Source organism: Lonsdalea quercina (assembly GCF_900107885.1).
Lineage (GTDB): Bacteria > Pseudomonadota > Gammaproteobacteria > Enterobacterales > Enterobacteriaceae > Lonsdalea > Lonsdalea quercina.
On sequence record NZ_FNQS01000001.1, the window covers coordinates 520,787 to 534,647 of the forward strand.

Here is a 13,861-nt window from a genome sequence, read left to right on the forward strand (position 1 = left end):
CGGCTTTTTTATGGGCGCCGTACATGAACGAAATCGATCAGGACCTGCCGCATATCTCCCCCGGGACGCCGACGACGGTCCGCCCCGCCCCCCAATCTCCGTTGACCTTCAGCGACGACATACTGGAACGCCAGACGCTAAAGCAGCATCTTGAACAGTTCCAGATATGGCTGACGGATGAGTTTAAGTCGGGCGTCAGCGCGGAAACCTTGATCGACGCCCGTACACAGTTCATCGACCGCCTGCTGCAACGGCTGTGGCATTTCTACCAATTGGACAGCGCAGAGCAGACGGCCTTGGTCGCCGTCGGCGGCTACGGACGCGGAGAACTGCATCCGCTTTCCGATATCGACCTGCTCGTTCTGAGCCGTGACGGATTTGACGATGCACAGTCACAGGCCGTCAGCCAGTTGATCACCCTGCTTTGGGATCTCCGTCTGGAGGTGGGGCACAGCGTACGAACGCTGGATGAATGCCTGGAGGAGGGTCGGGCAGATATTTCCGTCGCGACCAACCTAATCGAATCCCGCATGATCTGCGGCGACGTCGCCCTGTTTCTTTCGTTGCAGAAGCACATATTCAGCGACGACTTCTGGCCATCGGCTGCATTCTTCGCCGCCAAGGTCGCTGAACAGCGCGAACGTCATCAGCGCTATCACGGCACCAGCTACAATCTCGAACCGGATATCAAAAGCAGCCCCGGCGGCCTACGCGATATTCACACACTACTTTGGGTGGCGCGGCGCCACTTCGGCGCAACGTCCCTGAATGAAATGGTCGGCTTCGGGTTCCTGACGGAGGCCGAGCGGAACGAACTTAACGAATGCCAAAGCATGCTGTGGCGCATCCGTTTCGCCCTGCATTCGCTGCTGAGCCGCTACGATAACCGATTGCTGTTTGACCGCCAGCTTAACGTGGCGCAACTGCTGCAATATCAGGGGGAGGGAAACGCGCCCGTCGAACGTATGATGAAAGACTTCTTTCGCGTCACGCGACGGGTTTACGAGCTTAATCAGATGCTGCTCCAGCTGTTCGATGAGGCCATTCTGGCGCTCGATCCGCATGAAAAACCACGCATGCTGGATGAAGAATTCCAGCTACGCGGCACACTGATCGATCTGCAGGACGAAACTCTGTTCGACCGCAAGCCTGAAGCCATCATGCGCATGTTCTATGCCATGGTGCGCCACCCGGAGATCAGCGGTATCTACTCCACCACCCTGCGTCGACTGCGCTACGCCCGTCGTCACCTCGCCAGCCCGTTATGCACCATCCCGGAAGCCCGCAGCCTGTTCATGAACATTCTGCGCCATCCGCGCGCGGTCAGTCAGGCGCTGTTGCCAATGCACCGGCATAGCGTGCTATGGGCATACATGCCGCAGTGGAGCAATATCGTCGGCCAGATGCAGTTCGATCTGTTCCACGCTTATACGGTGGACGAACATACGATTCGCGTCTTGCTCAAGCTGGAAAGCTTTGCCGATGAATCCACGCTGGAAGAACATCCGTTGTGCGTCAAACTTTACCCCCGTCTGCCGCAGCCCGAGCTGCTGTTGCTGGCCGCGCTGTTCCACGACATCGCCAAGGGCCGCGGCGGCGACCACTCGGAGCTGGGCGCGAAAGATGCGCTGGAGTTCGCCGCCTTGCACGGCTTGAACCTGCGCGAAGCACAGCTGGTTTCCTGGCTAGTACGGTGTCATCTGATGATGTCGGTCACCGCCCAGCGCCGCGATATTCAGGATCCGGCGGTCATTCAGCAGTTCGCCGAGGAGGTGCAGAGCGAAACTCGGTTGCGCTACCTGATTAATTTGACCGTCGCCGATATCTGCGCCACTAACGAAACGCTGTGGAATAGCTGGAAACAAAGTCTGTTGCACGAGTTGTACTTCGCTACCGAGAAACAGCTGCGACGCGGCATGCAACACTCGCCCGATCTTCGGAAACGGGTACGGCATCATCGACAGCAGGCGCTGGCGCTGTTGCGTATGGACAACATCGACGAAACTGCGCTGAATGATATTTGGAGCCGCTGCCGCGCCGACTATTTCCTGCGTCACACGCCCAATCAGCTGGCCTGGCATGCCCTCCACCTGGTGAGTCACGATCCCAGCAAACCGCTGGTGCTCATCGGCGATGACACCACACGCGGCGGCACGGAAATCTTTATCTGGAGTCCCGATCGCCCCTATCTGTTCGCCACCGTCGCAGGCGAGCTGGATCGCCGTAATCTGAACGTTCATGACGCTCAGATTTTTACCAGCCGTGACGGCATGGCGATGGATACCTTTATCGTGCTGGAGCCGGATGGCTCCCCGGTAGCGCAGGATCGTCACGGCATGATTCGTCTTGCGATTGAGCAGGCGCTAACGCTGAAGGATTACCACACTCCCCGCATTCGCCGCACATCGTCCAAGCTTCGCCATTTCAGCGTCGAGACCGAAGTCAGCTTTCTGCCGACGACGCATACCGATCGCCGCAGTTACATGGAGTTGGTCGCCCTTGATCAACCCGGCCTGTTGGCTCAGGTCGGCGAGGTCTTCGCCGAACTTCGCATATCGCTGCACGGCGCTCGTATTTCCACCATCGGCGAACGCGTAGAGGATTTATTTATTCTGGCGGACAACGATCGGCGGGCGTTAAGCCCTGAATTGCAGCTTAAATTGCAACAACGGTTGACAGAGGCCCTTAACCCAAACGATAAAGTAGGCTTGTGTTAATTAATTATTACCTTGGTAATCACGAGATAGAGAGTCAGGATGCAGCAATTACAAAACGTCATCGAAACAGCCTTCGAACGCCGCGCAGAAATTACGCCGGCAAATGCAGACACCGTCACGCGTGAAGCGGTCAATCAGGCCATCAACCTGCTGGACAGCGGTGCGCTGCGCGTCGCAGAGAAAATCGACGGTCAGTGGGTCACTCATCAGTGGCTGAAGAAAGCCGTACTGCTTTCCTTCCGTATCAATGAAAACCGCATCATCGATGGCAACGAAACGCGTTACTACGATAAAGTGCCGATGAAATTCGCCGACTACGACGAAGCACGCTTCCAGCGTGAGGGCTTCCGTGTCGCGCCGCCTGCCAGCGTACGTCAGGGCGCCTTTATCGCGCGGAATACCGTCCTGATGCCTTCCTACGTCAACATCGGCGCTTATGTCGATGAAGGCACGATGGTCGATACCTGGGTCACCGTGGGTTCCTGCGCGCAGATCGGTAAAAACGTCCACCTGTCCGGCGGCGTCGGCATCGGCGGCGTTCTGGAACCGCTGCAGGCCAACCCGACCATCATTGAAGACAACTGCTTCATCGGCGCACGTTCCGAAGTGGTTGAAGGCGTGATCGTTGAAGAAGGTTCCGTCATTTCAATGGGCGTGTTCATCAGCCAAAGCACCCGCATTTATGACCGCGAAACCGGCGAAGTCCACTTCGGTCGCGTACCGGCAGGCTCCGTCGTCGTTTCCGGCAACATGCCTTCCAAAGATGGCAGCCACAGCCTGTACTGTGCCGTCATCGTCAAGAAAGTTGATGCGAAAACCCGCGGTAAAGTGGGCATCAACGAGCTGCTGCGCACCATCGACTGATCTATCTACATTTGGCGGGTGAAATGACCCGCCATTTTTATGACCAGTCGGAGCACAGCAAATATGGACCCGCTGCATTGCACAAAATGTAGCATGGCTTAGAACTGGAAGAGGTGATGCTATGTATGACAATCTGAAGAGCCTCGGGATCAGCAACCCGGAAGATATCGACCGTTATAGCCTGCGACAAGAAGCCAGCAATGACATTCTGAAAATCTATTTCCGCAAGGATAAAGGCGAGTTTTTCGCCAAAAGCGTGAAATTCAAATATCCCCGTCAACGCAAAACCATTGCGGCGGATAATGCGGGTCAGGGCTTCCGGGAAATTAACGAAATCAGTCCCAATCTCCGCTATGTCGTCGATGAGCTAGATCAGATCTGTCAGCGCGAACAGATCGAAGTCGACCTGAAACGCAAAATTCTGGCCGACTTACGCCATCTGGAAAGCGTCGTCACCAACAAAATTAGCGAGATTGAGTCCGATTTGGAAAAGCTGACCAAAAACCGGTAAAGCGTCTATCCACTCATTTCCTTGCGCTATGCAGCAAAACGGGGCCGAAGCCCCGTTTTTTTGCGCTGATGTTGCGCCACTTCTCTAAAGGTCAAGATTAGGCGCGGCTTTCCACCAGGTCGGCCCACGTTTCAACCCATGCACAGGACACCACTTCCGGTTCCGGCTGCTCTGTCGCATCGATCTCCAGCCTTTCGCCGATTCGCTCCGCCCCCAGCTCTTGCAGCAAGGCATCGAATTGACGACCGCCGCCGCAGTAGACGTCATAGCTGCTGTCGCCCAGCGCAATCAGGCCGTAGCCCATCAGGGGTAAAGGCCCACAGGTGTCGCTTAGCGCGGTGTACAAAGAGACGATAGACTCAGGCAGTTCACCCTGCCCTGTCGTGGAAGTCACCACCAGCACTTGCTGCTCACGATAGGTCAGCCAGTCTTCCAACGAGCCGCCCTCGAAAATCTTCACTTCATGCCCGCGCTCTCTGAGAATATTTTCCGCTTCTTCAGCGACCAACAACGCGTTACCGTAAACAGTGCCAACAAAAATACCGATCTGCGCCATGACGCAATTCCCTCAATCAGACAGATTAACCCCGCTATCCTGACCTCAGGTCGCGGGAAACTCAACCCTTTCAAAATCAGGGAGAATACCCTCCCAACCGAACTGCGACATCACGCTCTGCCAGGTTTCATCCCAGCGCGCTTTAATCTCCAGCGTCTCACCTGTTACAGGGTGAGCGAGCGACAAACAGCTGGCATGCAGCATCATCCGCTGACAGCCAAAATGAGAAGCCATACCGCGATTCTGCTTGAGATCGCCATGCGTGCTGTCGCCAATGATGGGGTGATGAATGTGACTCATGTGCCGTCGTAGCTGATGCTTACGCCCATTTTCCGGCTGCAGTTCCATCAATGTGTAGCGAGACGTGGGATAACGGCCGATGGCGACCGGCATCTCCGCCTGCGCTAACGCGCGATAATGGCTGACCGCAGGCTGTGGCCCCTTATCGGGATTGGCGAATTTGTCCGCAATCTTGTCCAGCTCTTCCGTTAAAGCATAGTCAATGGTATCAGAATCAAAAACGTGTCCGCGTACCACGGCATGATAGGTTTTCTTCAGGTCATGCTGTTCAAACAACGTGGACAGTTGACGAGCGACCTCGCTGGATAACGCCAGCAGCAGAACGCCGGAAGTCGGCCGGTCAAGACGATGCACGGTGTAGACATGCTGGCCAATCTGGTCGCGCACCGTCTGCATGACCACCACTTTCTCTTTGCGGTCGAGCCAACTGCGGTGTACCAACCAGCCGGGCGGCTTATTGACCGCCACCAGATACTCATCCTGATAGAGAATGTCTAACATCGGTTTATTTTCCAAAGAAACCATCCAGCTCGCGCAGCGCGTTAAGCAGAAGCCGTAGTTCCTCTTCGCGTCCTTCAAAAGCCATTTCGAAGTAGGGATGAATTGCAAAACGCTCAGGCAATGGCGCACCACTATCCAGTAGCGCATGCATACGCGGCAACAGAACCCACTGCAGCCACTGTTGGGCTTCCATCGTATCCACGCAGAAAGGCTCGGCGCTTGAGAAGGCCTCTGCCTCCGGCGGCTTGCTCTGCCACAATTCACTTTCTCTCAGGGCATGCTCAACAGCCAACAGGGCTTGCCGAAGCTGAATTTCTTCACTCATACAGAATCTCAAACAGGCTAACAGTAGGGCGGCAAAGGATAACATCGATGCCGCGCGGTGGCATCCTGCGAAATACCTTCACGTCGAGATGTCGCCGGAACAAAAAATGGGGGTACTGATTGCTCAGTACCCCCGATTCGTTTTATAGCAATCCCGCTACACGGTTGCTTCCCTGCTCATCCTTGAAAACTTTTCCTTGGTGGTCATCCCGACCCGCAATTCCCTCGCTGGCGATCCCTCTTTCTTCCTTGACTGCCGTTCCCTCACGATCTTCCTGATCTCGTTCCCTTTAGGCTCCTGCCCCACCAGCATGTCCAAGCCGGCTCCCATTCTCCATCATGGAGGTGTCCGTGCTTTCATCCTGAAAACATTTCATCCTGAAGCATTTCGGCTGGAGCGGACGCGTAATCATTAAACAACGATATTACATCGTCCTGTTACCATGTTGCCTGGCGAATAATAAGATGTATTAATTAAAGCGAATCGGCAAGCCCCTAATTCAGGGCAACATACCTTCCACCCGGCCATTTTCAATGCCATGAAATTTAACTTATTGAAAAATAATGGTTAATCGTTATTTTCACACTATATTAATATAAAATATAAGCGATAACCTACAGCCATTGTGAGATATTTCTCACACACTGAAAAGCGAAACACGCTTCAGTAATATTGAATCAATGGCTGAAGCTTATATAAAAACTCCGATAATGTCGCGGCAAGTACACGCCTTTTCTGCGTTCCAAACTCTTCCAGGATGACTTCCCCGCTCACGTTGCACAGCGAAATCAACGTCATTTCCGACGCCGTCGTCGCCAAAAACAGCGTCGGTGGCAGCTTTCGCCGCTTCTGCGTCACCAGATGACCGATCAGGTTTTCCTGCATACGGATAAGATCCTCATCGCTCCATGCCTGTAACACTGTGCAATGAATTTCGTCGAAGTGGGCTTCCATATCTCCGGCATACTGACTGGTATAGAACGCATGCGCATCGGGATGTAGTTGGATATCCAGCGCGCGTTCGACGCCATCCAGACGTTGGTGAGCCCCGCCTGACTGTGGCAACCACTGCACCTGTCCGTCGTGCGTAGCGACGATACAGGGCGAGGGAATGCCATACAGCGCTTCAGAGGCGGGCGGATGCCCCGCATGCTCCTGCCAACGACTCACATAGCGCTGGGTAAAATCGGTTAACGCTTGCAGCACCTGTTGATCCATCATTCTTCTTTACTCTACCGGTCGGGTTACACTACCTCGCATTGTAACCTGAGAGTGCGGCCGATCGTCGATAACATCACGGCCAAAATGCGCAACGCCCCGCAGTGTGGACGTCACGGCGCTGTCGAAGATTGGCAAAATGATTAGCGCACGTTAAGGTGAAGAAGCGAGTCAAAAAGTCCGATCAAAGAACCGACGTCATACCCTACGTATCAAGGAGCAAAATTGATTACACATATCAGCCCGCTCGGGTCTATGGATTTGCTGTCGCAGTTGGAAGTAGACAGGCTCAAAAGTAGCGCCAGCAGCGACCTTTACCGCTTATTTCGTAACTGTTCGCTGGCCGTATTGAACTCCGGCAGCCAGACGGACAACAGTAAAGAATTACTCTCCCGTTTCGAGAGTTTCGACATCAACGTGCTGCGGCGTGAACGCGGCGTGAAGCTTGAATTGGTTAACCCGCCTGAAGATGCATTTGTGGATGGCCAGCTGATCCGTTCGTTGCAGGCTAACCTGTTCGCCGTCCTGCGCGACATTCTGTTCGTCAACGGTCAAATCACGCAAACAGGTCAATTTCAAAACCTTGACCTGGAGAATTCGACGCATATCACCAACATCGTCTTTTCCATTCTGCGCAATGCGCGCGCGCTGCACGTGGGCGAAGAGCCGAACATGGTCGTTTGCTGGGGCGGTCACTCCATCAACGAAAAAGAGTATCTGTACGCCCGCCGGGTGGGCAGCCAGCTGGGGCTGCGCGAGCTAAATATCTGCACCGGCTGCGGACCCGGCGCGATGGAAGCGCCCATGAAGGGCGCAGCCGTCGGCCATGCGCAACAGCGCTACAAAGACGGCCGTTTCATCGGCATGACGGAGCCTTCAATCATCGCTGCCGAGCCACCCAATCCGCTGGTCAACGAACTGATCATCATGCCGGATATTGAAAAACGGCTGGAAGCCTTTGTCCGCATCGGCCATGGGATCATTATTTTCCCGGGCGGCGTCGGCACGGCAGAAGAGTTCCTGTACCTGCTGGGGATCATGATGGATCCTGCCAACAGCGAACAGGTGCTGCCGATCATCCTCACGGGTCCGGAAGAGAGTGCGGACTATTTCCGGGTGCTTGACGAATTCATCGTCAGTACGCTGGGACGTCAGGCCCGCCGCTACTACAGCATCATCATCAATGATGCCGCTGAAGTCGCACGCGAGATGAAGAAGTCGATGCCGCTGGTAAAAGAGCATCGCCGTCATACCGGCGACGCCTATAGCTTCAACTGGTCGCTGCGCATCGCTCCCGACTTGCAGATACCTTTCGTACCCACACATGAAAATATGGCGAATCTGCATCTGCACCCCGACCAGCCGACCGAGCAACTTGCCGCCGCGCTGCGCAAGGCGTTCTCCGGCATCGTGGCGGGCAACGTCAAAGAAGGCGGTATTCTGGCCATCGAACAATTTGGACCCTATAAGCTCGACGGCAATGCGGAAATCATGAAAAACATGGACCGTCTGCTTCAGGGCTTTGTCGCGCAACAGCGTATGAAGCTCCCGGGCAGCGCCTACATCCCCTGTTATGAAATTTTGACCTGACAAGACGTCCGCTCTGCCGCTTTCCAGGACTCCTTCGGATGGCGGCAGAGCGCTTTATTCGCGGAGACGAATCATGCCCTTACATCTTTTGATTGTGGATGCGCTGAACCTCATCAGGCGCATCCATGCCGTACAGGGCTCTCCCTGTTTACCTGCCTGTCAGCATGCCCTGAATCTGCTGTTGCAACACAGCCGACCGACCCATGCCGTCGCCGTCTTCGACGACGAGCAGAGAGCATCCAGTTGGCGGCACCAGCTTTTACCCGATTATAAAGCCGGGCGTCCTCCGATGCCGGACTCGCTTCATCAGGAGTTACCGCAAATCAAAGCGGCTTTCCGGGAGCTGGGCGTCGAAAGCTGGCACTCCCCCGGAGACGAAGCGGATGACTTAGCCGCGACCCTGGCCTGCAAGGTTGCCGCGCTGGGCCACCAGGCTACGATAGTGTCAACGGACAAGGGATATTGTCAGCTGCTGGCGCCGACGATTCAGATTCGGGATTACTTTCAAAAACGCTGGCTGGATGTGCCCTTTATCCGCCAGGAATTCGGCGTCGCCCCGCAACAACTCCCTGACTATTGGGGATTGGCGGGAATCAGCAGCAGCAAAATCCCCGGCGTCAGCGGCATCGGCGCAAAAACCGCAGCACAGCTTCTGCAACAAGCGGGATCGTTGGAACAACTTTATCAGCAGTTGGAGCAACTGCCGGAGAAGTGGCGTAAAAAGCTGGAACCGCAGCGGGAAGCGGCCTGGATTTGCCGCCAGGTCGCCACGCTGAAAACCGATCTCACGCTGAACGGCAATTTGCAGCAGCTGCGGCTGACATCGACGGCGGGCTAGTACGCCCGCCGCCCTCTCTTAACGCTCGTCGCGACGGCCGGGTATCGCGGCCCATATACGTCGGGCGTGGATCGTGATTTCCTCACGATCGTGATAGAGCTGTTTGGCATGAGCTTCCGCGTTAATACCGTTTTCATGCAAACGTTCCATCAACAGCTCCAGATTTTGATTCACTTCCTCGTAGCGCTTTTTCATCGGCAGCTTGAGGTTGAAAATCACTTCACGGCACCAGCCTTTCACCAGCCAGTCTGCCATCAGGTTCGTGACCTTGGCAGGTTTCTCTACCATGTCGCACACCAGCCAGTAAACGTTGTTGCGCGGCGGTTCGAACCGGAAACCGTCCGCCTGATGGTGAATCACCTGGCCGGTATCCATCAGGCTCTGCGCCATCAGCCCGTTATCCACCGCGTGAACCATCATGCTGCGCTTGACCAGCTGATAGGTCCAGCCGCCGGGACAGGCGCCTAAATCCACCGCATACATACCGCTGCCCAACCGCTCTTCCCATTCGTCCGCCGGGATAAATACGTGAAAAGCTTCTTCCAGTTTGAGGGTGGAGCGGCTCGGCGCATCCGCGGGAAACTTAAGCCGCGGGATCCCCATGTAGAACGGAGAGTTGTTGTTGCTGTAGGAGTAACCGACATAGCAGCAGCCGGGCGCGATAAACAGCACGTGAATCACCGGGCGACCGGGCTTTTCCTGCGGTGACAAGATCTTACTTTCACGCAACGCCGCGCGCAGCGGCACGGTGAACTTGCGGCAGAACTTCATCAGTTCCTTGCTTTCATTGGTATCCGGCACCTCGACGCGCAGCTCTCCCGCTCGTTCCAGCACGCCGGTCAGCATGCCGACGATCGGCGAGATGCGATCTTCCTGCGGCAGATCGCGCAAAAGCTCGCCGCACACCATCATCTGTCGGGCGAAGATCAGGCTCTTGAACGGTAATTCCTTGATCAGGCGATCGGCATCTTCATATTGATAGCACTCGAAAATGACGTAGCCGCTGTTATCCTTGACCCGCACGAAGCCGTAAACGTTATACTGCGCGGCTTTATCGGTAATTTCCGCCGCACACTCTTTTTCAAAGCCGGGACGGCAGTACAAAATGACTTTATTCATGCGAGTCAGCCTTTCTTTTCTGGCGCAGAGCGCCTATCAACAACAATAACCAGCCGCCCAGGAAGCAAAAGCCGCCCACCGGCGTAACATAAGCCCACATCCGCAGCTGGGACAGCGCCAGACAGTACAAGCTGCCGCTAAACAGCACGGTTCCCAGCCCCAGGAGCGCCGCGCTCCAGTAAAACCACACGTTGGCTCGTTGGTTCATAGCCACACTCAACGCCAGGAGCGCCAGCGTGTGGACAGCCTGATACTGCAGCCCGGTGTGGAGCCAATCCAGTTCGGCCCCGCCGAGCGTACGGCTTAAGACATGAGCGCCGAACGCGCCTAATGCGACATATATAAATCCACTGATGGCCGCAAAGATCAGCATGAAACGGCTATTCATCATCGTTATCCATTTTCTTTTGAGGTAAACAAAGTGCTTGAATCCCGAAGATTCAGCGCGAGCCGCTGTCGTAGCGGAAGCGGAATTTCTCCTGTTCGCTCGCCGCGCGCGCCAGTATCCACTGGCGAAAGGCGGCTATTTTACCCAGTTCTGCCTGACTGTCATGACATACCAGATAAAAAGCGTTTTTACTGACCAGCACATCGTTGAACGGACAGACCAATCTGCCCGCTTCAATTTCCGTCTGCGCCATTACATTATTAGCTAGCGCGATCCCCTGACCGTGTATTGCCGCCTGTAACACCATTGCGCTATGGCTGAAGATCGGCCCTTGTTGAACGTTGATCTGCTGAACGCCCAATTGCCGCGTATAAGTCAGCCAGTCACGACGGGAAGCATCATGCAATAAAGTATGGCGAACCAAATCCGCCGGCACATTTAGCGCATGCTCTCCGGTCAGCAGTTGAGGGGCGCAAACGGGCAGTAAATACTCGGCGTAGAGTTTCTCCACCCTCAGTCCCGGCCAGTTGCCGCGGCCATAAAAAATCGCTACGTCCACATCATCCGCCAGACGATGATCTTCTTCACGCGAGACCGCCTGAATTCGGACATCGATGCCCGGATATTCCGCGTTAAAACTGGACAGCCGAGGCACAAGCCAATGGATGGCGAAACTCGGCAGCATGCTCACCGTCAACGCCCCTTTGGCGCTGCGCGCCTGCAGCTTGCGAGTGGCGTCGTTCAAGGCCAGGAAGATTTCTTTGATATCTAGAAAATAGCTCTGCCCTTCCTCCGTCAACAGCAGTGAACGATTGCGACGACGAAATAATTTCAGGCCGAGAAAATCTTCCAGGGATTTGATTTGATGGCTCACCGCTGCCTGAGTCACAAACAACTCTTCAGCTGCTTTGGTAAAACTCAGGTGGCGGGCGGCCGCATCAAACACGCGCAACGCATTAAGAGGGGGTAGTCGTTTTGACATAGATCGGATTCTTGGCTCAAGCCTGTCAGCGCGGGTCTGACGTATGGTAAGTCATTAGTTTTTTTAATCCGAGACATTATAAATTGTCCGTTGAGGATGCACCAGCAAATACCTATATTAGCGCCACTTCCTGAGTCGGAACGAAAAGTGCGGAGGGATGACCGAAGTACTTTTGACTTGTGGATGTGATGTTGTGTTTGCTATTTACCGTCTGGATTTCAGACAAGGTAGCTCTGCTACCTTTTCATTTCCTGTTTTCCCTGTCTATTCACAAGATTGTGTAGGGCACCGCAAGATTGCGGTGCTTTTTTTTGTTGATACGAATAGTGTCAGACGGGGTTATTTCACTTCTGTCATCTGTTTCACATCGGAACGGTTGATCTGCTGTTCGTGACCAAAAGCGTCGGTATAGCTGATCAGGCCGGTATCATTATCCACTTTCGGTTTGCCATCCGAGATGATCGTCCGTCCGTCGTTGGTATGCAAAACATAGTTGCTGGAGCAGGCCACCAACGAAAAGGCCATGACAATGGCCGCAATGATTGATATTTTATTCTTCATATTACACTCCGAGTAGTTTTATAAGTTTAATATCTTCTATTGAACGCCATTAAATTCCACAACTTGACACTACTAAGCGTAGCAACCCGCCCGATTTTTTCCACCGATAAGGGGTAAGTATTGTCCGAAACTTGTCTAACCCTGAAAAATGGGACAGGATCTGCCCCTTAACAGAGGACAGTCATGATACCGTTTAACGCCCCCCACTTTCGCCAGCAGTTCCCTGCGCTACAGCAGCCCGGCGTCTATCTGGACAGCGCCGCTACCGCGCTTAAACCTCAGGCAATGATTGACGCCGTCGGCCGCTACTACCGCTTGCAGAGCGGCAACGTGCATCGCAGCCAGCATCGCTGGGCGCAACGACTGACCCAATGCTTTGAGGACACGCGACAGCAAGTGGCGGAGTTGATCGGCGCCTCCGATCCGCACAGTGTCATCTGGACGCGAGGGGCGACTGAGTCCATCAATCTGGTGGCACAAAGTTTTGCCCGTCCTCTGCTCTCGCCTGGTGACGAAATTGTGGTCAGCGAGGCCGAACATCACGCCAACCTCTTGCCTTGGCTGATGGTGGCCCGGCAAACCGGCGCGAGCGTCGTCAAACTGCCTCTGGGCGACGATCTGCTGCCAGACGTCGAACGTCTGCCCGCTTTGCTGTCGTCTCGAACACGAATCCTGGCGATTACCCAGATGTCCAACGTCACCGGCGGGCAACCGAACCTGCAACGCGCCGTTACGCTGGCGCATCAGGCTGGCGCCGTCGTCGTGGTCGATGGCGCACAGGGAATAGTGCATACGCCCGTGGATGTCTCTGCATTAGATATCGATTTTTATGCGTTTTCGGCCCACAAGCTGTATGGCCCCACCGGCGTCGGCGTCCTGTATGGTAAACCCGAGCTGCTAGCCGAGATGCCGCCCTGGCAAGGCGGGGGGAAGATGATGCAGGACGTCTCTTTCGACGGCTTCGTTCCTCAAGACGGTCCGCAGAAATTCGAAGCAGGCACGCCGCATATCGCCGGCGTCATCGGCCTATCGGGCACCCTTGAATGGCTGAAAAACTACGACCGCTACGCGGCCGAACAGCACAGCGCTGCGTTGGCCGATCAGGCGGAGAAAGCATTGATGACACTGCCCGGCTTTCGCAGTTGGCGAAGCGCCGGTAGCAGCCTGCTCTCCTTTACTTTTGACGGCGTACACCACAGCGATCTCGTCGCCCTGCTGGCGGAAGACGGCATTGCGCTGCGCGCCGGCCATCACTGCGCACAACCGCTGATGGCCGCCCTCGGCGTCAAAGGCACGCTGCGGGCCTCTTTTTCGCCTTACAACAATGAGCAAGACGTGACGCAACTCATCAATGGGTTGCGCAAAGCGCTCGCTCTGCTGCTGGACTAAAC

At 55.1% G+C, this 13,861-nt stretch carries 14 protein-coding genes; 6 read left to right on the forward strand and 8 right to left on the reverse strand.

Annotated elements, in window-relative coordinates; translation table 11 throughout:
• Positions 1-23 precede the first annotated feature (23 nt).
• From glnD to BLU64_RS02335, 3 genes are all read left to right on the forward strand, one after another.
• On the forward strand, positions 24-2,717 hold the full coding sequence (gene glnD, locus BLU64_RS02325; protein WP_026742928.1) for a bifunctional uridylyltransferase/uridylyl-removing protein GlnD: 2,694 nt from the start codon (positions 24-26) through the stop codon (positions 2,715-2,717).
• 39 nt (positions 2,718-2,756) lie between these two features.
• Positions 2,757-3,581: a 2,3,4,5-tetrahydropyridine-2,6-dicarboxylate N-succinyltransferase gene (gene dapD, locus BLU64_RS02330; RefSeq protein WP_026742929.1), complete on the forward strand. Its 825-nt coding sequence runs from the start codon at positions 2,757-2,759 to the stop codon at positions 3,579-3,581.
• Between the two features lie 121 nt (positions 3,582-3,702).
• A complete protein-coding gene (locus tag BLU64_RS02335; protein ID WP_026742930.1) occupies positions 3,703-4,092 on the forward strand; it encodes a DUF3461 family protein in 390 nt (129 codons plus the stop codon).
• A 97-nt stretch (positions 4,093-4,189) separates the two neighbouring features.
• On the opposite strand, the gene BLU64_RS02340 is transcribed toward BLU64_RS02335, so the two are convergent.
• The 4 genes from BLU64_RS02340 to syd all read right to left on the reverse strand — a co-directional run bounded on the left by BLU64_RS02340 (position 4,190) and on the right by syd (position 6,992).
• The gene (locus BLU64_RS02340) at positions 4,190-4,648 is read right to left on the reverse strand and encodes a flavodoxin (protein WP_026742931.1); all 459 of its coding nucleotides are present in this window, start codon (positions 4,646-4,648) and stop codon (positions 4,190-4,192) included.
• Positions 4,649-4,693: 45 nt separating this feature from the next.
• Positions 4,694-5,449, reverse strand: coding sequence for a tRNA pseudouridine(65) synthase TruC (gene truC, locus BLU64_RS02345; protein WP_026742932.1), 756 nt, complete (start codon positions 5,447-5,449; stop codon positions 4,694-4,696).
• 4 nt (positions 5,450-5,453) lie between these two features.
• Positions 5,454-5,774 carry a YqcC family protein gene (locus BLU64_RS02350; RefSeq protein WP_026742933.1) on the reverse strand — a complete coding sequence of 107 codons (321 nt, stop codon included), beginning with the start codon at positions 5,772-5,774 and terminating at the stop codon, positions 5,454-5,456.
• Between the two features lie 663 nt (positions 5,775-6,437).
• The gene (gene syd, locus BLU64_RS02355; protein WP_074727814.1) at positions 6,438-6,992 is read right to left on the reverse strand and encodes a SecY-interacting protein; all 555 of its coding nucleotides are present in this window, start codon (positions 6,990-6,992) and stop codon (positions 6,438-6,440) included.
• Positions 6,993-7,217: 225 nt separating this feature from the next.
• Between syd and ppnN the strand changes: the two genes are divergently transcribed.
• The gene (gene ppnN / locus BLU64_RS02360) at positions 7,218-8,582 is read left to right on the forward strand and encodes a nucleotide 5'-monophosphate nucleosidase PpnN (protein WP_026742935.1); all 1,365 of its coding nucleotides are present in this window, start codon (positions 7,218-7,220) and stop codon (positions 8,580-8,582) included.
• A gap of 73 nt (positions 8,583-8,655) precedes the next feature.
• Positions 8,656-9,420, forward strand: a complete 765-nt coding sequence (gene xni, locus BLU64_RS02365; RefSeq protein ID WP_026742936.1) for a flap endonuclease Xni — start codon at positions 8,656-8,658, stop codon at positions 9,418-9,420.
• A gap of 18 nt (positions 9,421-9,438) precedes the next feature.
• Here xni and rlmM read toward each other — a convergent pair whose 3' ends face one another.
• From rlmM to BLU64_RS02385, 4 genes are all read right to left on the reverse strand, one after another.
• Positions 9,439-10,539, reverse strand: a complete 1,101-nt coding sequence (gene rlmM, locus BLU64_RS02370; RefSeq protein WP_026742937.1) for a 23S rRNA (cytidine(2498)-2'-O)-methyltransferase RlmM — start codon at positions 10,537-10,539, stop codon at positions 9,439-9,441.
• Entirely contained in the window at positions 10,532-10,927 is a 396-nt protein-coding gene (locus tag BLU64_RS02375) for a DUF423 domain-containing protein (RefSeq protein ID WP_026742938.1), read from the reverse strand. The genes rlmM and BLU64_RS02375 overlap by 8 nt, the downstream gene beginning before the upstream one ends.
• 52 nt (positions 10,928-10,979) lie before the next feature.
• The gene (locus BLU64_RS02380) at positions 10,980-11,909 is read right to left on the reverse strand and encodes a transcriptional regulator GcvA (RefSeq protein WP_026742939.1); all 930 of its coding nucleotides are present in this window, start codon (positions 11,907-11,909) and stop codon (positions 10,980-10,982) included.
• A gap of 339 nt (positions 11,910-12,248) precedes the next feature.
• Positions 12,249-12,470 carry a YgdI/YgdR family lipoprotein gene (locus BLU64_RS02385; protein WP_026742940.1) on the reverse strand — a complete coding sequence of 74 codons (222 nt, stop codon included), beginning with the start codon at positions 12,468-12,470 and terminating at the stop codon, positions 12,249-12,251.
• Between the two features lie 183 nt (positions 12,471-12,653).
• On the opposite strand from BLU64_RS02385, the gene csdA reads away from it, so the two are divergent.
• Positions 12,654-13,859, forward strand: a complete 1,206-nt coding sequence (csdA, locus tag BLU64_RS02390; RefSeq protein ID WP_074727816.1) for a cysteine desulfurase CsdA — start codon at positions 12,654-12,656, stop codon at positions 13,857-13,859.
• Positions 13,860-13,861: the final 2 nt, after the last annotated feature.